This is a genomic window from Photorhabdus sp. RM322S (assembly GCF_042879395.1).
Lineage (GTDB): Bacteria > Pseudomonadota > Gammaproteobacteria > Enterobacterales > Enterobacteriaceae > Photorhabdus > Photorhabdus khanii.
On record NZ_JBHFKW010000001.1, the window covers coordinates 173,351 to 194,273 of the forward strand.

Consider the following 20,923-nt stretch of genomic DNA (forward strand, 5'->3'; position numbering starts at 1 on the left):
TCTTTTTCCTCACAAATAGTTAACGTGGTAGTTGTCGTTATTGCGCCTAATGCCTGATAAAGAAGCAAACTCGGGGTAGCCCCTGCCGTAACTGCCTGAGAGACTATCAATCCCGATAAAGAAGTAAACACGGGTAATCCCGCCACACGGATTACATAAAGATGGCGATATGCGGTCACATTTCTTAATAACGTTTATACGCCTGACGTGGTAGGCAAAAGTATCTCCATGACCATGAATAGCTTTGATTGTCGCGGTGTTTCCCGAATTTTGAGCATTGTCCTGAACACAATGTGACGCCATTTAAAAAACTCCAACCGTTGAACAATAGCCATTCGCTAAGAACGGAGCCAATAAACACCGGCATTTCCATGATTACGTTACGATTAAAAAACAGGTTTTTACCTATTTCTTTGAATCCTGCAATGATTAAGATACTCGAATTATTCATTACTTTGCTAAATTATTTTAGTGATCAGATTTTCCCGACAAACGATTCATTAGGTATTCTTATATTTAACCAAGGCATGGCTCCAAAATAATAACACCCATTATATCAATCGAACTTAAGACTTTATGCTCACATCAAAACTCATTCTATTCTGTGATGAATGTCAATAATGACCTCGCTGTATCGAATAATACATTAAATTGAATTGATAAAATTACACAGTATTAATAGTGATATTTTACAAAAATTTAGCTTATTATCTCTTATGTTTTATCATAAAAGAATCTGTCTTAATGAGGGAGTGATCACAAAAAGGTGCCGATATATCCAACCACATGATTAAATTAGATTTATTATATCCTACCCAACTGACATCATAGTTCAATGAATGGCATATCAACATATAAAAACATATTTCGCAACTATTTGAATATACTATCAATCATTTAAATATTAAATTAAAAAAATAATAAGATAAAATATAATTTCCATGAGGTTTATTTAAATAAATTTATATCTATGACAACTATAGGTTATTGCTATAATAATAGAACCAAATACATCCTACTTTACCCCTCTTCTTTCTATAAAAAATAGAACCACAACGTGATTAATTCATGCGGTTATTTCCACTTCAGATATGTATCTTAACACGCCCCAAATACACTTGATTAATCTCTTAAAGCCCTTTAGGATTTTCGCCTTATCTCTCCGCCCGCACTGGGCGAGGGTTTAAGGCGATTTTTGCTAATGAGTCATTGATTGGCACCCGCTAACTTAACTCAATTATCTTTTAGCCTGAAAACCCGTTTGACGATGTAATAAAGCATAATAACTAATATCCCAAAGGGTAGAGTACTATGAAAAACCTTCGCTATCTTATTGTCACACCAGGATTAATCCTTTCAGCCTCCGTCCTTGCCTCGCCCGCCACCAGCATCGAAGCGCGCCTTGATGCACTGGAGCAACGGTTACAACAGGCAGAACAACACGCCGCCCAGGCCGAAGCACGTGCCATAACCGCCGAGCAACGCGCACAACGTTTGGAACAACACACTACCGAAACCACACAGCAGACCGTAAAGGTGGCACAACCCATGACTTCGCTGGAAAATAACGCTTCACCAGCCAGCAAGTTGAAGCTGAATAACTTTGGCGATCTAAAACTGTACGGTGATGTAGAATTCAATCTCGACAGCGCCAGCCGAAGCGGTCAGCTTACTTCACTGAAAACCAATGAAAACAAAAACTGGAAGCCCGGCGACAAAGAACGTTGGAATATTAATGGCCGCATCTTGATTGGGCTGGACGGCTACCGTCGCAATCAGAACGGCGACTTCGCCGGTTTCAGTGTGCAACCACTAGCAGACGTGACCGGCAAAATGAATCTCGACGATGCAGCTTTCTTCTTCGGCAACGAGAAAAATTGGCAGGCCAAAATCGGGCGTTTTGAAGCCTACGATATGTTCCCTCTCAATCAGGACACCTTTATTCAGTATTCTGGCAATACCGCCAACGATTTGTATGCTGATGGTTTCGGTTATATCTACATGATGAAAGAAGGACGGGGCCGTAGTAACAGCGGCGGTAACCTGATGCTGAGCAAATACTCAGGCAATTGGTATTTCGAACTCAATACACTGTTTGAGGATGGCACTTCGCTATTCCAAGATAAGACCTACCACGGTCATACACTGAATAATAATAAAAATGTTGCTTATCTACGCCCAGTTGCAGCCTGGAAAAAAGACCAGTTCAGTGCAGCAATAGCGATGGAGAGTAATGTGGTCAACAACGCTTACGGCTACCAAAATGCCCAAGGGCAATGGATTGATCAATCCAAACGCAATGGCTACGGCATGACGCTAAGTTGGAACGGTCTGGTGACCAATCCAGATAACGGCATTGTCGCCAACCTGAACACCGCCTATCTGGATGCCTCAGGCGAGCAGAACTTCACTGCCGGAATCAATGTTACGTGGCATCGCTTTGAACTGGGCTATATCTATTCCCACAACAATATCAAAGAGTTCAACACTGACAATATCACCGCATATATTAACCATCCTTTCAATGAGCCAGGCAAATACGACATCCGTACCATCCATATGTCATATCTGATCCCTGACATCATGGATATGCAGAATTTTAATCTCTATCTTGGTGCCTATGTCTCTATGCTGGAGGCAGATGCTAACAATAAAATCGCCAACAGTGATAACGACCAGCGCTACGGTGCACGCGCCAGATTCAAATATCTTTTCTGATGCAAGTTAATTGATTTCTGCCGGAAATCACCCGCAGCAATATTTTTGCCTATCAGGGACTTTTCGTGAAACCATTAATCCTGAGTGGCAGGCTGATCCTGCCACTTTTATTTCAGAAACCTAAGCTATCCAGTAGATCATCAACCTGGGCCTGATTAGCGATAACACCCACGCCATTTTGATTCACCTGCGGACCATTTAGCAGACTGTCAGTCTCTTTTTTCGATTTCGCGACCTGGTCAGCCGGCATGTTTTCCATCAATACCATTACTAACTGTTTTTCTATTTCCTGAATAACATCCATCATCCGCTTGATAACCTGACCGGTAAGATCCTGAAAGTCTTGTGCCATCATGATCTCCAGCAATTGAGCGTTAGTGAAAGCAGTATGCTCAGGTACAGTATTGAGGTAATTCCGGGTATCGGTAACCAATGAGCGTGCCACAGGCAATTCAACCGGATTGTCAAACCACTCATCCCAACGTTTAGTCAGTAAAATTGCCGATGATTCCAACTCATTCTGACGAGGTTGCGCCGCCTCAACACAGTTAAGCGCCCTTTCAGCGGCCTGCGCTGTCATCTGCACGACATAGTCCAAACGTTCTCTCGCATCGGGTATTGCCTCAGCGGCCTGCGCGATCGTTTGATCCAATCCCAGCTCACGTAAACTATCACGCAACATACGGGTAAGCTGGCCGATACGGCTGATAATTTCACTGGCACTAATGGTCTCATCCCTTGGCATGATTGGATTTACACGCATTATGTCTCCTTAGAGGCCCAGTTTTTCAAATATTTTATTGAGCTTTTCTTCCAGAGTAGCAGCGGTAAAAGGTTTAACAACATAACCACTTGCCCCGGCCTGCGCAGCAGCAATGATATTTTCTTTCTTCGCTTCCGCTGTCACCATCAAAACGGGTATCTTAGCCAATTGCGCATCTTCACGAATGACTTTTAACAACTCCAAACCATCCATATTAGGCATATTCCAGTCAGAGATAATAAAGTCAAATTGAGATGAGCGAATCTTAGTCAAGGCTTCCGTCCCATCCTGAGCTTCTTCTACATTATTAAAGCCCAACTCTTTCAAAAGGTTACGAACAATGCGACGCATGGTTGAGAAATCATCAACCACCAAAAATTTAAGATCCTTATTCGCCATAAAAACTCCTTGAAATTATTTACCAGTCAGCACAGAGCCGCTTAAAAAAATTAAATTTATCCGGCAGCCGTTAAATACGGACAGCCTGCCCCGAGCTTATTTTTGCCAGCATTCTCTTGCTCATTTTGAGGATATCCATGACTTCATCCACAGCTCCCATTTGTATTGCAGCTCTTGGCATACCAAACACCACGCAACTCGCTTCATCTTGTGCCAATGTGTATGCTCCGGCTTGCTTCATCTCCAGCAAACCCGCCGCGCCGTCACTTCCCATTCCTGTCAGTAATACACCAACAGCATTTCTTCCAGCAGATTTAGCCACTGACCGAAACAACACATCCACAGACGGACGATGGCGATTAACCGCCGGTGCATCAGTTATCAGAACCTGATAATCAGCACCATTACGGCACAGTTCCATATGGCGATCACCTGGGGCAATATATGCGTGCCCTGGCAAAATCCGTTCACCATTTTCAGCCTCTTTTACTGTAATTTGGCTAAGTTTATTCAGTCGTTCAGCAAAAGAACGGGTAAAACCCGGGGGCATATGTTGCGTAATCAGTAGTGCCGGACTGGTTACCGGCAACGGTTGCAACAAATTCTTTATCGCTTCCGTTCCGCCAGTCGAAGCACCTACTGCAATCAGTTTTTCGCTGGATAACAGCGGCTTAAAACTTAAAGGCGCAGAGTTTGCCGGTGTGGTTATTGGCACAGATAATTTAGCCTGTGCCGCTGTCCGCACTTTCTCCGCAATAAGCTCGCTGTAAGCCAGCATTCCTTCACGAATACCTAATTGAGGTTTGGTGACAAAATCAACAGCACCAAGTTCCAATGCCCTTAATGTGATTTCAGAACCTTTGGCTGTCAGAGAAGAAATCATCACCACAGGCATTGGCCGCAGGCGCATTAATTTTTCCAAAAAATCAATGCCATCCATACGTGGCATTTCAACATCCAGCGTGAGTACTTGTGGATTATGTTTTTTAATCAGATCTCGTGCCACCAGTGGATCGGGTGCGCAAGCCACTACCTCCATATCCGGGTGGCTATTGATGATCTCCCGCATGATTTGGCGCATAAGCGCTGAATCATCGACACAAAGGACAGTTATCTTATTCATGACCTCTCCTTGCCCGGCCTACACCGTAAACAGTCTGTCCTTGCAAGTAGAATTCCCGGCTTATTTGAGTGACATTTTCGGAATGCCCGGCAAAAAGCAATCCATCAGGTTTTAACAAAGCAACAAAATGGCGCAGTATCCGTTCCTGCGTCTTTTTATCAAAATAAATCATTACATTACGGCAAAAGATGGCATCAAATTTACCTTCAAGCGGCCAATTGGGGTCTAACAGGTTTAAATGCTGAAATGTCACCATATCAGCAAGTTGGGGCCGAACACGCGCGTAACCTTCATAAGATCCAACACCTTTAAAAAAGTAACGTTTTCTCTGCTGATCTGTCAGTTGGCGCAACTCATCCAGCCGATAAACACCTTTACGTGCTTTTTCCAGTACATTGGTATCGATATCACTGGCAATAATTTTTACCCGCTGAAAACGATGCTCCAATACATCACTCAACGTCATAGCAATTGAATACGGCTCTTCCCCTGTGGATGCTGCCGCACTCCACACCCGGTACGAACCATTCTTCTTACTTGCATGTTTAGCTAACAAAGGGAAATGATGCGCTTCCCTGAAAAAAGCCGTCAGGTTAGTCGTCAACGCATTGATAAATTCCTGCCACTCCTCACTGTTAGTATCATTCTCAAGAATGAACAGGTATTGCCCAAAATCACGCATTCCAAGCGCTCGTAAACGCCGAATTAAACGGTTATAGACCATCTCCCGTTTATGGGCGGCAAGCACAATACCAGCACGTTGATATATAAACTGGCAGATGCGCTCAAAATGCGCATCTGATAGGGTATAACGCTGAATCATGTGGTTCAGTGGCAAAGACGACAAACTTGTCGCTGAAGCAATTAAATTTGATTTCATCTGGCCTCAGCGAGTCTGACTGACCGCCCCTTCGCTGTCCGCAGATCTCAGCGTAAGTGAAAGTTCATTCTCAAGTTTATTCTCTGAATTATCCGGTAATTCAAACTGTGCGACTGTTTTCACCAGAATATCGGCCTGATCTTCAAGTGCCGCAGCGGCCGCAGCTGACTGCTCAACCAATGCGGCGTTCTGCTGAGTAACCTGATCCATCTGCGTAACTGCCTGTGCCACCTGATGAATACCGCGACTTTGTTCATCAGATGCCGCAGCAATTTCGGCCATCAGATCCGTGACCCGGTTTACCGAAGCGACCAATTCATTCATGGTCTTCCCTGCATCACTGACCAATTCAGAACCTTGACTCACCCGCTGAACGGATTCACTAATTAATGTTTTAATCTCTTTTGCCGCTTCGGCACTTCGTTGAGCGAGATCCCTGACTTCACCAGCAACAACAGAGAAACCGCGGCCTTGCTCACCTGCCCGTGCAGCTTCTACTGCCGCATTAAGCGCCAGAATGTTAGTCTGAAATGCAATGCCATCAATAACGCTGATAATGGCACTGATTTTCTGTGAGCTATTGGCAATTGCATCCATCGTTTCCACAACGCTGGTTGTCAGCTCGCCGCCTTTAGAGGCTGTTTTTGAGGCAGATACTGCCAATTCACTGGCCTGACGGGCATTTTCCGCATTCTGTTTTACCGTTGCCGTCAATTGCTCCATACTTGCGGCTGTTTCTTCCAGTGATGCCGCCTGCTCTTCAGTGCGGGAAGAGAGATCAGTGTTACCCTGAGTAATTTCCTGAATACCGCTATACATCAGATTAGTATTCTCTTTCACCGAAGTAATGGAACTCACCAGTGAACGCTGCATTTCACGCAATTTGGAAAAAACTTCACCGATTTCATCATGAGTGAAAACAGAAACTTCTTTATTCAATTTTCCTTCTGCAACATTCTGGAAGTGATTGCGCATATTAGCGAATGGTTTGAGCAGATTTCTTTTTAACCACCAATGGGCTGCCCAAGCAACGACCAGTACCATCAGGATCGCTCCGGCAAACATGGCAGTTGCAATTTGATAATAAAAGCGACCATCTTGAACAGCAGTCTTAATTTCCTCTCCGATATACTGCATATATTGGTTGAAATCAGATTCCAGTTGCTGCTGATACTTTTCTGTTGGCTGGTTTAAAAATGCATCATAATTCCCCTGCTCCAAGAAAGCAGAGAGTTCCCTGAGTGCATTAATATATTCCTTGTAGCTGGTTTCTACGGATGCCAGTAATACACTGCTGCCATCCTCTTCATTTAATTTAGGCAGCGCGATAAACTCCGCAAAATGCATTTCAGCCTTATCCAGCGTCTCCTTAACATTAGCAACCATGCTGTCAATATGGGATTCAGATTGTTGCAGCGTTTTTCCTACAGCGATTCTATTCAGTGTATTACGCGATTGCAGCAAAGCCGCCCAACTTAATCCTAAAGTGTCTCTCTTCTGTGTGCCCAGATCAATCCGCTCAATATAAGTCTGGTCTGTGTGAATAATCCCAAGTGATAAACCACTTGAGATTATCTGCATTACACAAAACATCATCAATAACAGATATAAACTGGTTGATATACGAAGCCTGCCTAACATGTAATCACCTCGGTTAACGGCTGCATATGCAGCCGTGGTTATCACTTAGTGTCTTAAAATGTTTCCCAATTAGATTGTTCTTCCACATTGCTGACTTTCTTCAGCACGGGTAGATTCGATTTAGCAGGAAGAGTCTTAACCGCAGGTAAATGCTCAGTTTTTGTTTCTGGTTGAGACTTATCGTCAAGACTCGGTAACTGGAACAGAGAAACAAGTTTCTTCAATCCAGCCGCTTGATCTTCCAGTGCAGCCGCAGCCGCGGCTGATTGTTCAACTAAAGAAGCATTTTGCTGTGTTACACGATCCATTTCAGAGATAGCCAGGCCAACCTGAGTTATCCCTCTGCTTTGTTCATCAGATGCGGATGCAATTTCACCCATAATGTCAGTGACACGGGTGACTGAACTCACGATGTCGTTCATTGTTTCACCGGCGCTTTCAACCAGGACAGAACCGGTATCCGCGCGGCTGACTGAATCTTCTATTAATGCTTTGATCTCTTTTGCTGCCTCAGCACTACGCTGTGCAAGATTACGGACTTCTCCTGCCACAACAGCAAAACCACGCCCATGTTCACCGGCACGTGCGGCTTCTACCGCGGCATTAAGCGCCAGAATGTTAGTTTGGAACGCAATAGCATCAATAACACTGGTAATATCGGAAATCTTCTGAGAACTGCCGGCAATTTCATGCATTGTCTGCACAACATTCGCCACGACTTTCCCACCCTGGCGGGCAATTTCAGAGGCGCTGTCAGCCAGGTGACTTGCCTGACGGGCATTTTCCGCATTCTGTTTTACCGTTGCCGTCAGTTGTTCCATACTTGCGGCTGTTTCTTCCAAAGAGGCAACCTGTTCTTCAGTGCGTGAAGAAAGATCATTATTCCCGGCAGCAATTTCACTGGTTCCGTTATAAATATTTTCACTACTGTGACGGACACTACTAACAGTATTGATAAATTCTTTCTGCATATGTTTCAGGCCGACAGCTACCATACTCATCTCATTTCTGCCTGAAACAGTAATTCTCTGTGTCAAATCACCCGTAGAAAACGCCTTAATATTCTCCAATAATTTATTTAATGGATTCAGCAAACTATGCTTGATGCTAACCCAGCTGAAAATCATGGCTGAAACCAGAATTAGCATGACAATAACCAGCATAATCACTGCATTTCTGTAGGATATGCCCGCATCAAATACAACATCGGAGTAAAGATGATCGTTTTGAGTCAGATAGAAGTTATATTCTTCCTCAAAAGCACTCTGATATTTGCCGGTTGGCTGATTAAAGAATTCCACTGCCCGATCATGTTCAATCAAGACGATAAGTTCATGGAGTGCTGCAATATAAACATCATAGGATTTTTTAAGGCGATTGAGGCTTTCTGATTCATGAATAGGCAATTTCGCCGTTTGTTCATATTGTTCAAAGCGCTGCTCTGCTATAGACAAGTTACTTCTGGCATCAGTCAGCAGCTGTTCCATCGTGTAATAATTGTCAACGCCTTCATCCTTCATCATGTACCGAATGCCAGCACGGTTTAGATTGTTACGAGCCTGTAGCAAATTAACCCAGGTGTCATTCAAAAATGTCTGCTGCTCACGCATCTTATCCAGTATTTCCAGGTTTTCTTTGTTACCTTTCAACTCATGGAAGAAAAGTCCCCCGGATATAAATTGCAGAGCACCAAATAATATGATGACCGCCATCAGCCCGGTCACTATTTTCATTCGGTTAAACATGTTTTCCCTTTTTTACAATAGATCAGCATGGCTCTGTTATCGGCATAGCTAAAAGAAACTTTACTGGTTAAATAAAAGAAATTTGAATATTTTTTTCTGGTTGGGATCAGCAAGTAATGGACAAAAAAATAGCTGCCATCTATTAATCATGGCAGCTATTTTCGATGACTATTCTTTATAACTAGTTTTTAGCCACTGAATCTACCAGAGCCATCTCTTCACTATTAAGTAACTTCTCAATATCCACCAAAATCAGCATACGATCATCAAGTGAACCCAAGCCCGTCAGATATTCAGTAGACAATGTCACTGCAAATTCCGGAGCCGGACAGATTTGTTCAGCTTTGAGCGATAAAACATCTGAAACACCATCAACAACGATACCAACCACCCGGTTCAACAGATTCAGAACAATAACCACGGTATTATCATTATAAGTGACAGTTTCCTGAGCGAACTTAATTCTCAGGTCAATAATAGGAACAATGACACCACGTAGATTGGTTATCCCTTTAATGAACACAGGAGTATTTGCAATACGGGTGACCTGATCATAGCCACGTATCTCCTGTACTTTAAGTATTTCGATACCATATTCTTCATCACCCAGGGTAAAAACCAGATATCCTTCCCCGGCAGTTTCCCCTGACAATTTATTAAAAGCTTCTATGGCCGACATAATCTTACCTTTTGCTGTGAAATTGACGATTTTCTATGGGGATAACCCCCATTCAATGTTTATTTTTTTCTAATAACTCAGCTTTGCTGAGTGCCAATTGGTCATGATTGAGTTGCTGCAACGCAGAGATATCAATAATCAGTGCCACACTGCCATCGCCCATAATGGTGGCAGCGGATATTCCCGGCACTTTGCGGTAGTTACTTTCGATATTTTTCACAACCACCTGATGCTGCCCAACTAATTGATCAACCAGCAAGGCATAACGACGACCAGCACTCTGTACAATCACAACAATTCCTTTAGTCGGATCGGTTTTCGCCTCAGGAATATCAAAAACCCGATATAACTTAATCAGTGGCAAATATTCGCCTCTGACATGCAGTAATTTTTCATCGCCGGCCAATGGATAAATATCTTCTTCCTGCGGCTGAAGGGAACTAACTACCGCACTCAATGGCAAAATAAACACTTCGTCATTCACTTTCACTGACATACCATCGAGGATTGCCAGCGTCAGAGGTAACAAAATCCGGGTAACTGTGCCTTTACCTGCCTGGAAGTTAATCTGGATTTGCCCTCCCATTTCCTGAATATTTCGCTTAACCACATCCATGCCAACACCTCGGCCAGATACATCTGTCACCACTTCCGCCGTGGAAAAACCAGGGGCGAAAATCAACATAGCAACCTCTTCGTTACTCATGTTTTCACTGACTGATAACCCTTGTGATATCGCTTTGGCCAGAATTTTTTCACGATTCAGCCCAGCACCATCATCGACAACTTCAATGCAGATATTCCCACCCTGATGTTCAGCAGAAAGTGTCAGGTTACCCGTTTCAGGCTTACCCGAAGCGAGTCGAACTTCCGGTTCTTCAATACCATGATCAAGGCTGTTACGGACCAGATGAGTCAACGGATCAATAATGCGCTCAATTAAACTCTTATCCAGTTCAGTGGAGCTGCCAACCAAGGTCAGATCCACCTTTTTATTCAGTTTACCGGCAAGATCCCTGACTAAACGTGGATAACGGCTGAACACATATTCCATTGGCATCATACGAATAGACATCACAGACTCTTGCAAGTCTCTGGAATTTCGTTGTAACTGAACCATGCAATTCAGTAAATCGCCATGTGAATTAGGTTCAAGATCGTTACAATGCTGTGCCAGCATAGACTGTGTAATGACCAATTCACCCACCAGGTTTATCAGTTGATCAACCTTCTCAACTGCAACCCGAATGCTGGAAGATTCTGCACGCTGACGTGGCGATCCAGCCGGTGGCACAGGTGCGGGACGCCCGGCAGGCGGTATGGCACTTTTTTCCGGCACCGTCGCTTTGACGGCTTTATCTGTATCCCGGTTTTTAACTTCATCTTTTGGTTCGGCTACCGGCAAAAAAGTGATCTGTTCCGGTTCAATCACAAAACAGAGTACAGCGGTAATGTCATCCTCTGTGGCTGATGTTACCAATGAGGCTTCCACACTATCCCGGGTCTGTTCAGCATCATAAACCTCCCCCAGATTAGCCAGTTCATCCAGCATCAAAGAAACTTCACGCTCTTTCAGACCTGAAAGATGAACCCGAACTCTGCCTTGTTGGTTTTTAGTCGCAACAGGTGCTGATTTTAATTCTGGTTCTGATTCAGGCAATTCTGGTGCTATCTCAGCGATGACAGATTCAACCTCACCTTCATTTTCTTCCTGTACTTCCAATGCAAGCTGGCGCAAAGTCTCACAGATGTAGGTAAACGTACTTTCATCCGGCTCCTGAGAACTTTTATAGGCATCCAACTGTTGCTGCATAATATCTTTCGCTTCTAAAAACAGGTTGATAATGTCAGTCGTCAGACTCATTTCATCTCGTCTGGCGCTGTCGAGCAAATTTTCCAGAACATGCGTCGTTTGCTGTAGTTTGATAAAACCAAAAGTCGCAGCCCCCCCTTTTATTGAGTGAGCACTGCGAAAAATAGCATTCAACTGTTCCTGATCTGGCGCATCGGGATCGAGCTGCAATAGATGCTGCTCCATATCCTCCAGCAATTCGTCTGCTTCATCAAAAAAAGTCTGATAAAACGCGGTAATATCCATTGTTACTTTGTCACCTTAGTCGGTACCACGATTAAGCTCAATACTCAGTGATGTTGATTGAGCCGATACTGTGATTTCATTGGATTGTTGTGTTGGCCTGCTTCCAGCCGAATCCTTTCCAATCACCTCGTGAATTTCCTTACTATCGTTAATAATCAAGGAATCGCTGCCGGTGTTTTGCTGTTCAATCCGCTCTTCCGCTTGCTTATTGAGCACTAAGATACTGATGCGACGATTAACCGGTGAATTGGCATCTTCCTGTTTCAGGCGGACCGTTGAAGCCATCCCGACAACCCGCAATATCTTTCCTTCATCCAACCCGCCTATCAGCAGCTCTCTCCTTGATGCATTCGCCCGATCTGCGGATAACTCCCAGTTACTGTAACCACGATCACCATTGGCATATTTCAAATCATCAGTATGACCAGACAAGCTGATTTTATTTGGAATATCATTCAGAATTGGCGCAATAGCTCGCAAAATATCACTCATGTAGCTTTCGACTTTTGCACTGCCAACCATAAACATTGGCCTATTTTCCCGATCAATAATCTGGATACGCAATCCTTCATCCATCATGTCAATCAACAGATGTGGACGTAATGCTTTAAGGCGGGGATCAGTAATGATCAACTGATCGAGTTGCTCACGTAGCCTGTTTAACCTACGGGATTCATCATTATCTTCAACGACTTCAACCTGACGCAGAATATCACCTTCCTGATAAAGCACATCCTGCCCTCCCCCTGGGATAGGATTAGAGCTATCACTGCTGCGTTCCCCTTTATTTATCGCGACTTGTAGCGGAGTACGGAAATATTCTGCAATTCGGGTCAATTCCTGCGGACTGGAAATTGCCAGCAGCCACATAACCAGGAAAAATGCCATCATCGCGGTCATAAAGTCAGCATAGGCAATTTTCCATGAACCTCCATGATGTCTGATGTCATTTCTTTTACGTCTTTTTACTCTAATGACAGAGACGTTACTCGTCTTCATACTTGTTCTTCAGTTTCTTGCTGAACAGGCGCTTTCACCCGGCGAACATGTTCTTCCAACTCAGTGAAAGAAGGACGATCCGTGAGGTACAATGTCTTACGGCCAAACTCAACAGCAATTTGCGGGGCATAACCATTCAGACTAGATAACAATGTCACTCTAATGCATTGCATCATTTTAATATGTTCGCCACTGCGCTGACGCAGCAAAGTCGCCAGTGGCGAGATAAAACCATAAGCAAGTAAAATACCGAGAAATGTCCCAACCATAGCATGAGCAATCAGTACACCAAGCTCTCCTGCCGGACGATCTGCCGAACCCAAAGCATTAACAACCCCCATGACAGCTGCAACAATACCAAAAGCAGGAAGTGAATCCCCAACCATCATAAGGCTGGTCGCCGGTATCTCGCTTTCCTGCTCATAAGTTTCAATTTCTTCATCCATCAAAGCCTCAATTTCATGAGGATTCATATTGCCACTCACAATCAACCGCATGTAGTCGGTGATAAAATCCATCAAATGCTTATCCTTAAGCAAACGTGGATATTGGGTGAAAATATCACTCTGCTGCGGATTTTCAATATCCCGCTCTAATGCCAAAACACCATGCATACGGGATTTTGCTAACAACCGGAAAAGCAGAGCCATCAGATCCATATACATCACTTTGTTATATTTAGATCTGCGCATTACCTTTGGCAAAACACGCAATGTTGCCTTAATCGCTTTTCCGTTGTTGCCAACAATAAAAGCACCGATACCAGCACCAGTGATAATTAAAAATTCAGCGGGTTGATAAAGTGCGCCCAAATGACCACCTACCATCAGGTAACCACCGATTACCGCACCAAAAACTACGATATATCCTAAAAGTACTAACACGCGATATCCTTTAGCTAAGTTGGTGAGCGGATGGGAAGTTGAACAGTCTGAATCCAGAATGGTTGCAGTTTCAACACAGGTTACAGGAAAAAAAGTGCAAATCCGTAACCTGTAGGAATGATTTTCCCATTTAAATTCACATTGCGCGCTGAGCAAGTCCATCCAGCAATTGTGAATTAGTATCGGCAGACTGAGAGGAAAGTTTACGTTTTTTTACGGCGCGTGATGGTGGTTGGCAAAGGCTACAAACAAAGCTATTCACAGGTTGATGGGCATGAGTAATAAAAGTTCCGCCACAGGTACGACATTGTGAAGGTTGCAACATGCCACTGTCCACAAAACGTACCAAAGTCCAGGCACGAGTCAGCGCCAGAACAGGTGCGTCTCCTTCAGCAGGAGGGCATTGTTCAAGATAGAGCCGATAAGCCTTAACAACAGCCTCTACGCCGTCACAATAACCACTCTTGAGTAAGAAACGATAGGCATTATAAAACATTGATGAATGAATATTCTGTTCCCAAGTCATAAACCAATCTGTTGAAAAAGGCAGCATCCCTTTAGGCGGAGGGCTTCCCCTCAATTCCTTATAAAGCTTAATTAGCCGTCCCCTGCTTAATTGCGTTTCACTTTCAAGCATTTGTAACCGTGCGCCTAAAGTGATGAGTTCCATCGCAAGATGTATGTCCTTAGCTTCTTGAACTATACTTTTCTCGGCCATCTCTTATGCTCTTTTTTTCACTGAAGTATCATCTTTCGAAGATAACTGCTGAAACAGATGAGTCGATAACAAAATGCCTGTGTGTATTTGTTGTAAATCATCCACTCGAGATTCCCTGGTAAGCTGCTGAATAGTTTCACTGTCTTCGAACCGGAAATTACAGACTAATTGATTAGTCTCGGCGAGCTTTACCAACTGAGGTAATGTCAATTCAGACAACGTATCAGCCATAGAATCGCTAATACCTAAACGGAACATCGCTGATGCTTTTTCATGGTTAATTAACCGCTGAGCTAAAAGCAGATACGATAAATTTATGTCATAAATATGTTTGAGCAATTCAACCGTACTCATTTTTCTATCCCGTCCGATTACATTAAAAAATCAGTTAAGTGTTCGAAAAACCACTCGTGACAAAATTCCTAAAATAGCTTAGGGATTAATAATCTCTTACATAACTAAAATATACAGGCTTAGTCAGAGCAGTAACCATCCTTTGTATTACTTTTGATTCGTCCAACGTCAAAAATATTACGGTAGTGGGCTGCAAAAGTATTATTACGTTACCTGATATAACATTTCTACTATCGATTAAGAATATTCTTAATACAGAACAACTTTACTCCTGAATCATCAACTTATACAACGGAAAGAGAACGCAATTTTAAATACTATGTGACATAACTCACAAAAATAAAGGCTTTTAATATGCATTTAATCGATAAATTGATCATTAATTATTCAAACAATTAAATAAAATCCGAATTCCCAATTTTAATAAGTTAAATTATCTAAATAAAAATATTAGGTATATTTTTTGATTTTATACGATCTATTAAACTTATAAACTTAAAATAACAACAAAAAACACGTCCTTTAGTAAAATTTTAACTATAAAATCACAATTATCCCTGAGTAACAAGTATAAACAATAATCTTATTCTAAGAACTGGTACCTCCATTTGTACGATAAAACAGATTAATTTTATGTAAAATTTAGTTGCAAAAAAGATATTGGTATGATCACTTTTAGTTTAGATTTGTACTTTTTTTGGCCTCAAGGTTTAACTAAAAACACACACCAACATGCACAGATAACACTAACCATACAAAAATAGCATAAAATACAGTAAGATAATGAATAAAAAAACAACTACAACAGCATTGCATTGCCGGAATAACAGCCAATATCTAGCCTAGAGACAATCCCAAAAATCAGTCCATTTTGGCTCCTGACAACCCAATAAACAGCAAAAATCATTAAAAAAACTTATTAAAAGTCATGCGTCATAATATAATAACACGCAAAATCCCCCCATTGATGACTTTATCTTTTTTACCTTTAGTTTTCATGTCTAAAATTACTCATTAATTAAATTTACACATGATCAATATATATATTCTAAAAACATTAGGACTTTTAAATAAATTATAGATCATTTATTAACCAAAAAACTTGTTTTAAAGGATTATAAAACACATAACTCCAGAAATAAAATTTCCAACCCACATTAATAGATAACATTATTGAATAAAAATCATAAAAAAATCACCACTCTTTATATAATTCAATAAAAACATAATTGACACATTAATATTTAGATAAATAATATGCACTACCTAAAAGTTCATATCCTTATAATACAAATTAAATAAAACATTAAAAGACCTTTTTCCCATTATTCATTATTTCATATAATATTTACAATCTTCATCCCAAAAATATCATTTTCACATGCAAAAAATACAAATATAATTATCATTAGTGTATATTAATTACCCCATTTTTTAAAATGATAATCATAAATAAAACAATTAATTCCACAAGAAAAAAATAATTGATTAAGATTTATTGTAAAAATAACAGATATCAATATGGCAGTAAAATAAAAATCAAGGCCATTTCTATCATGAATAGCATTAATAACTATTCATGATAGAAATGCCATAATATTTTCATATCAAAGATGAAAAAGATATTACTTTGATGAACAATTTATTTCCCCATATAAATAGTAGTTATAATTTTCCAAGCAATCATAACCACTTGCCAAACATGGAAAATAATGCAGCAACTGATTACAGTCTCATCTAACCACAGAAAATATTCTTAGGATAAAAACGCTAAACCCATTGGCTCATTAAATGAGAAAAGAGGAAAATAGATATCGAGAATCATTATCAGTTATGCAATCAATAATAGTGAAAATACCGTTGTGTTTTGGATAAAATACACTCTCCAAGCGAGCAAAATACGAACAAAATTCATCTGCCATTTAATACACCAACCTGGCTGGAATAAAATCCCAGATACAAAATTTTTTACTAAAATAATATATTATATCAATATATATGTCTGCATTCTTAAAAAAGAACAAAACAACTCTACTAATACAATAAAACACCCAATATTTTACTACCTAATTCATAAGGTTTTTTTCAGGAATTCTTTATCCATTCTATCTCAATGTAAAGCAAGCTATGAAATATCACACATTAGATCTTGTACTAGTCAATGAATATTCCCTATCAGAAAACATGGAATAAAGGTACTGGTAATCAACATTGAAAACACATTACCAAGGTCTGAACTGACCGTTATATTCAATCACTTGATGATATTACTTCTCGTCTATCGCCCTTAACTATCCGTTGTCTAACACCCACAAATTTTTCTCAAATCAGGTAATATCTAGTGCTTTTTGTATATCTATATCTGTGTCAACAGAAATTGCAGCATCAGCATATCTCAATACAACGGCATCATTAACGTCATCGCCAAGTAAACCCATTGTATACCGGTTCTTTTATAACATGGGATTTTTACAACTCTCAGTTTACTAAATACCGATCTTATTCCATTTCTCAGGATCCCCACACCTATCGGATCAGTCTGTTGAGTTGTTAAAATAACTTCGGAATCTAATCCTACATCATGACAAATCATGACAGTAATAACAGAATTATCCTCGGTAAGAACTTTTGCTCTCCCACCATCCTCTCTTAATATAGAAATAGCAGAGGTAGCCCTCTTCTCTACAGGATCAAAAACGGTTAGTTATTCTTGTAATATCACCGCTCCTTTATCATCAAACAATGGCTAGTGTTTTTACTTTCTCACTGGACAAATATCGAGCTGCCAAATTAATACACTGAAATCTTGCCTGATGGTAACCATCAGCTACTACCATTATTTTTTCATGGCATGCTTGATCAAGCAGAATTATTATCTATTTTACTCTTATATAAGAACAAAGTTAGATCATTTCTTCTACTCCACTTTTGCAAGTTAATTGATATTTCCACTGAAAGTTCTGAACAGTAATAGGTAACCGATGCCGAATAAAATTAAATGTTAACTCATCAATTTTTCTGTATCCGCGCATGATACCTATATCAGCTTTACCTCTACTAGATTTGATATGAGAATGACAATCATCAGCAACACTTCAATAGTTAACCAAACGATAATTACCTAAGTAAAAATACCGTATGGAACTATCATCCCAATGAAGCTATTAACAAATAATTACCCTAAAAAACTATGCGTTGCCTAACGGAGAAAACATGCCATAGGCAACGCGCTCTGTTTTTTTTACATGATGAAAAATCAGTCTTGACTGTTTATCAAACAAAATTATTGTTGCTTTATACAAATAATTTTCAGGCTTACAGTTCAGAAGCAATTTTCCAGTTTATTGAACTAACGCTTTTTTCCAAACTCATACGACAAACAATCGCTTCTATCTCTTTTTGCTCAGTGAGTGTTGCTAATACTTCCGCACACACTTCAAGTTTTCCAGATTGGATCATCTCAGTGAAACTCAGTGATTGTAGCCTCACTGCTACTCCATTGAGAGCCTGTAACACTAAAGTTCTCACCAGAATTCCGTCATTACTGTCACACACTACGTGAATTTTATAACACTGTACCTGATCAATGGCCTGCTGCCTGGGTTGTAAATTAATACGTTGGGCAGCTTCACGTAACAATATGTTTGCACAAAGAATAATCGCTGTCGCTATCGCCGCCAGCCAATATTGTCCAAGACCACACAACACACCAATTCCAGCAGAACACCACAAGGTTGCAGCGGTATTTAATCCACGAATATTCATGCCTTCTCGCATAATGACACCGGCACCAAGGAAACCAATACCTGAAACAACCTGCGCAGCAATACGGCCTGCACTATCTGGTGAAGTTGTTATTGAACTGAGTATAAAAACAGCGGCACCAGTCGCAACTAATGCATTAGTTCTCAAACCTGCCATACGTTGACGCCATTGACGTTCCGCACCGATTAACGCACCAAAGCACATAGCTGATAATAAATGAAAGACAAAAGGAGTTACTAACATGACATTCTCCATACAACTAAATGGATAAATAATCATGTGCATTTATTTTGCACACAGAAATTTGTGCCGAATGTTTAATTCAGCATTATTTTCTGTACATACCTGGAGGTAACAAAATGTAAATATATAACAGCATAATAGAAAACCCGATATACCATTCCCAGCAACTCTACTGAGTACCGGATAATACCGTTTTTTGAGTAAGTACAGCTCAGATATTTTGAGTGGTACCGCCCGCCTTGTTCAGCAAGCAGCAAATCGAAAGGAAATGAACAGCTTGCCGTTTTATTTTTTATCTAACCAAAAACCTTGACTGTCCAATGACTCTAGTCTCCTCAATAAAATTTGCACGAAGTATAATCAGGAGTAATTAATAAGTAAAGAAGGATATTACTTTAATAAAGAAAAAGTCCGCCACTATATAAGACAATGACGGACTTAAAAATCATTCAGGCAATCAGATAGCAGTTACGTTTGCTGCTGCTGGGCCTTTAGCACCATTTTCAATGGTGAATTCTACGTTCTGGCCTTCTGCCAAAGTCTTGAAACCGTTACCCTGAATGGCAGAGAAGTGAACGAATACGTCTTTACTACCGTCAGCTGGGGTGATGAAACCGAAGCCTTTAGACTCGTTGAACCACTTCACTTGACCTTTCATTTTGTCAGACATTGTGACTTTCCTATATATCAAAAAAAATTTGCCAACATGGGCATGTACTGGCCAGTTATCAGCTATTACTTATGGAGGCACTAAGAAGGAAACGCGTCAACAAAGGCTATCTGAGGATAACACTTACACATAACTCATTAACTCAAGATGTCGTACATAAAGTAGGTCTGTTTATCAGGCCGGCAGCATTAACTCATGATAGAAAAAGAATAGCAACCTTTTTATGTGTTCGTGTTTTAAAAAAAACGTTTACGCTCATTATTAGAGCAATGATATAAAAAATAAAGTCATTAGTTATAAATTTTTTTGATTTATTCAATCTTTATCTTAATGAAAGTATTAAGATTAATCTCAATCAATAACAGTTGTCAGATTAAAATAAAATAACTGATCTACGTTAACTCGTCTTTCTCATGCTAGCCTTAAGGACCGATAACTATGAAAATATTTCACTTTCTCTTCATTTAATCAGGTCAACATATGAATATCATTAAGCAGATACTGATTCAGGATCTTGAACGAATCAACATTGAAGAACAGCGTGATGGCAAACTTCGTTTTAACAGCCAGTTTATCAGCAACCATCCTTACCTTTGCCTGGCTATGCTCGTATCTTATCTGACTCTCGCTGCGCTTATCTGGTACGCCCCATACTTTGGTTTACTTTCATTGCTAGCCTTCACCGTACTTTTCATTATTATGGCGGCTGTTTTATTATTCGAAATTAAGCCCGTATATCGGTTTGATGATATCGGTGTGCTTGATCTACGGGTATGTTACAACGGCGAATGGTTTGTCAGCGAAAAAATCTCAGACCAAGCAATCAAAGAGCTTCATCTCCACCCTCATGTTCCATTGGCAATAAAGGATGAAATCAAGCGCATCATAAAAATGAAAGGTGAAATACATTTTTATGATGTTTATATCATGACATTCCCTGAGCAATCGCACACAGCAACATCATTGCCGATAATGAATAAAAACACTCAGCTTCAGTAAAATAGCACAGTTATAATACAATGCGTTCATATAGCGAACAAACAACAAAACAGTAAGATTTTTTGCGTTGACAGCGTTTCGGTTCATCGCTAGTATTCGCCCCGTTCCCAAGAACGATTCCTCCATAGTTCAGTCGGTAGAACGGCGGACTGTTAATCCGTATGTCACTGGTTCAAGTCCAGTTGGAGGAGCCAAATTCAAGTCTGGAGATACTGCAAAGGATTTCCAGCACTATCAGATGAAAA

At 40.8% G+C, this 20,923-nt stretch carries 17 protein-coding genes and 1 tRNA gene; 3 read left to right on the forward strand and 15 right to left on the reverse strand.

The window, feature by feature from the left end; all coding sequences use genetic code 11:
* Positions 1-9 precede the first annotated feature (9 nt).
* Positions 10-303, reverse strand: a complete 294-nt coding sequence (locus ACGF63_RS00770; protein WP_131601531.1) for a hypothetical protein — start codon at positions 301-303, stop codon at positions 10-12.
* A 1,008-nt stretch (positions 304-1,311) separates the two neighbouring features.
* Between ACGF63_RS00770 and ACGF63_RS00775 the strand changes: the two genes are divergently transcribed.
* Positions 1,312-2,718, forward strand: a complete 1,407-nt coding sequence (locus tag ACGF63_RS00775; protein WP_152962966.1) for a carbohydrate porin — start codon at positions 1,312-1,314, stop codon at positions 2,716-2,718.
* A gap of 112 nt (positions 2,719-2,830) precedes the next feature.
* On the opposite strand, the gene cheZ is transcribed toward ACGF63_RS00775, so the two are convergent.
* From cheZ to cspE, 14 genes are all read right to left on the reverse strand, one after another.
* The gene (cheZ, locus tag ACGF63_RS00780; protein WP_036848978.1) at positions 2,831-3,481 is read right to left on the reverse strand and encodes a protein phosphatase CheZ; all 651 of its coding nucleotides are present in this window, start codon (positions 3,479-3,481) and stop codon (positions 2,831-2,833) included.
* A gap of 9 nt (positions 3,482-3,490) precedes the next feature.
* Positions 3,491-3,880: a chemotaxis response regulator CheY gene (cheY, locus tag ACGF63_RS00785; protein ID WP_036848977.1), complete on the reverse strand. Its 390-nt coding sequence runs from the start codon at positions 3,878-3,880 to the stop codon at positions 3,491-3,493.
* A 70-nt stretch (positions 3,881-3,950) separates the two neighbouring features.
* Positions 3,951-5,003, reverse strand: coding sequence for a chemotaxis response regulator protein-glutamate methylesterase (locus ACGF63_RS00790; protein WP_036848976.1), 1,053 nt, complete (start codon positions 5,001-5,003; stop codon positions 3,951-3,953).
* Positions 4,996-5,883, reverse strand: a complete 888-nt coding sequence (gene cheR / locus ACGF63_RS00795) for a protein-glutamate O-methyltransferase CheR (RefSeq protein WP_036848975.1) — start codon at positions 5,881-5,883, stop codon at positions 4,996-4,998. The genes ACGF63_RS00790 and cheR overlap by 8 nt, the downstream gene beginning before the upstream one ends.
* Positions 5,884-5,889: 6 nt before the next feature.
* A complete protein-coding gene (locus tag ACGF63_RS00800; protein WP_152962964.1) occupies positions 5,890-7,524 on the reverse strand; it encodes a methyl-accepting chemotaxis protein in 1,635 nt (544 codons plus the stop codon).
* Positions 7,525-7,577: 53 nt separating this feature from the next.
* A complete protein-coding gene (locus ACGF63_RS00805) occupies positions 7,578-9,269 on the reverse strand; it encodes a methyl-accepting chemotaxis protein (RefSeq protein ID WP_152962963.1) in 1,692 nt (563 codons plus the stop codon).
* Positions 9,270-9,450: 181 nt separating this feature from the next.
* Positions 9,451-9,948, reverse strand: coding sequence for a chemotaxis protein CheW (gene cheW / locus ACGF63_RS00810; protein WP_036848970.1), 498 nt, complete (start codon positions 9,946-9,948; stop codon positions 9,451-9,453).
* A gap of 52 nt (positions 9,949-10,000) precedes the next feature.
* Positions 10,001-12,046, reverse strand: a complete 2,046-nt coding sequence (gene cheA, locus ACGF63_RS00815) for a chemotaxis protein CheA (protein WP_036848969.1) — start codon at positions 12,044-12,046, stop codon at positions 10,001-10,003.
* Positions 12,047-12,061: 15 nt separating this feature from the next.
* Positions 12,062-13,045 (reverse strand): flagellar motor protein MotB, encoded by a 984-nt coding sequence (motB, locus tag ACGF63_RS00820; protein ID WP_036848965.1) that lies wholly within the window; start codon positions 13,043-13,045, stop codon positions 12,062-12,064.
* Positions 13,042-13,929, reverse strand: a complete 888-nt coding sequence (motA, locus tag ACGF63_RS00825) for a flagellar motor stator protein MotA (RefSeq protein ID WP_162524155.1) — start codon at positions 13,927-13,929, stop codon at positions 13,042-13,044. Before motA ends, motB begins: the two co-directional genes overlap by 4 nt.
* A gap of 136 nt (positions 13,930-14,065) precedes the next feature.
* Positions 14,066-14,647 (reverse strand): flagellar transcriptional regulator FlhC, encoded by a 582-nt coding sequence (flhC, locus tag ACGF63_RS00830; RefSeq protein ID WP_036848962.1) that lies wholly within the window; start codon positions 14,645-14,647, stop codon positions 14,066-14,068.
* 3 nt (positions 14,648-14,650) lie between these two features.
* Positions 14,651-15,001 carry a flagellar transcriptional regulator FlhD gene (gene flhD, locus ACGF63_RS00835; RefSeq protein WP_021326104.1) on the reverse strand — a complete coding sequence of 117 codons (351 nt, stop codon included), beginning with the start codon at positions 14,999-15,001 and terminating at the stop codon, positions 14,651-14,653.
* Between the two features lie 3,315 nt (positions 15,002-18,316).
* Positions 18,317-19,009 (reverse strand): MgtC family protein, encoded by a 693-nt coding sequence (locus ACGF63_RS00840; protein ID WP_036848961.1) that lies wholly within the window; start codon positions 19,007-19,009, stop codon positions 18,317-18,319.
* Positions 19,010-19,466: 457 nt separating this feature from the next.
* The gene (cspE, locus tag ACGF63_RS00845) at positions 19,467-19,679 is read right to left on the reverse strand and encodes a transcription antiterminator/RNA stability regulator CspE (protein WP_010847246.1); all 213 of its coding nucleotides are present in this window, start codon (positions 19,677-19,679) and stop codon (positions 19,467-19,469) included.
* A 480-nt stretch (positions 19,680-20,159) separates the two neighbouring features.
* On the opposite strand from cspE, the gene ACGF63_RS00850 reads away from it, so the two are divergent.
* Both ACGF63_RS00850 and ACGF63_RS00855 read left to right on the forward strand, forming a co-directional pair.
* Complete coding sequence (locus ACGF63_RS00850; protein WP_036848960.1) at positions 20,160-20,678, forward strand: YlaC family protein; 519 nt, start codon at positions 20,160-20,162, stop codon at positions 20,676-20,678.
* Positions 20,679-20,796: 118 nt separating this feature from the next.
* Positions 20,797-20,872: transfer RNA gene (locus ACGF63_RS00855), tRNA-Asn, on the forward strand.
* Positions 20,873-20,923: the final 51 nt, after the last annotated feature.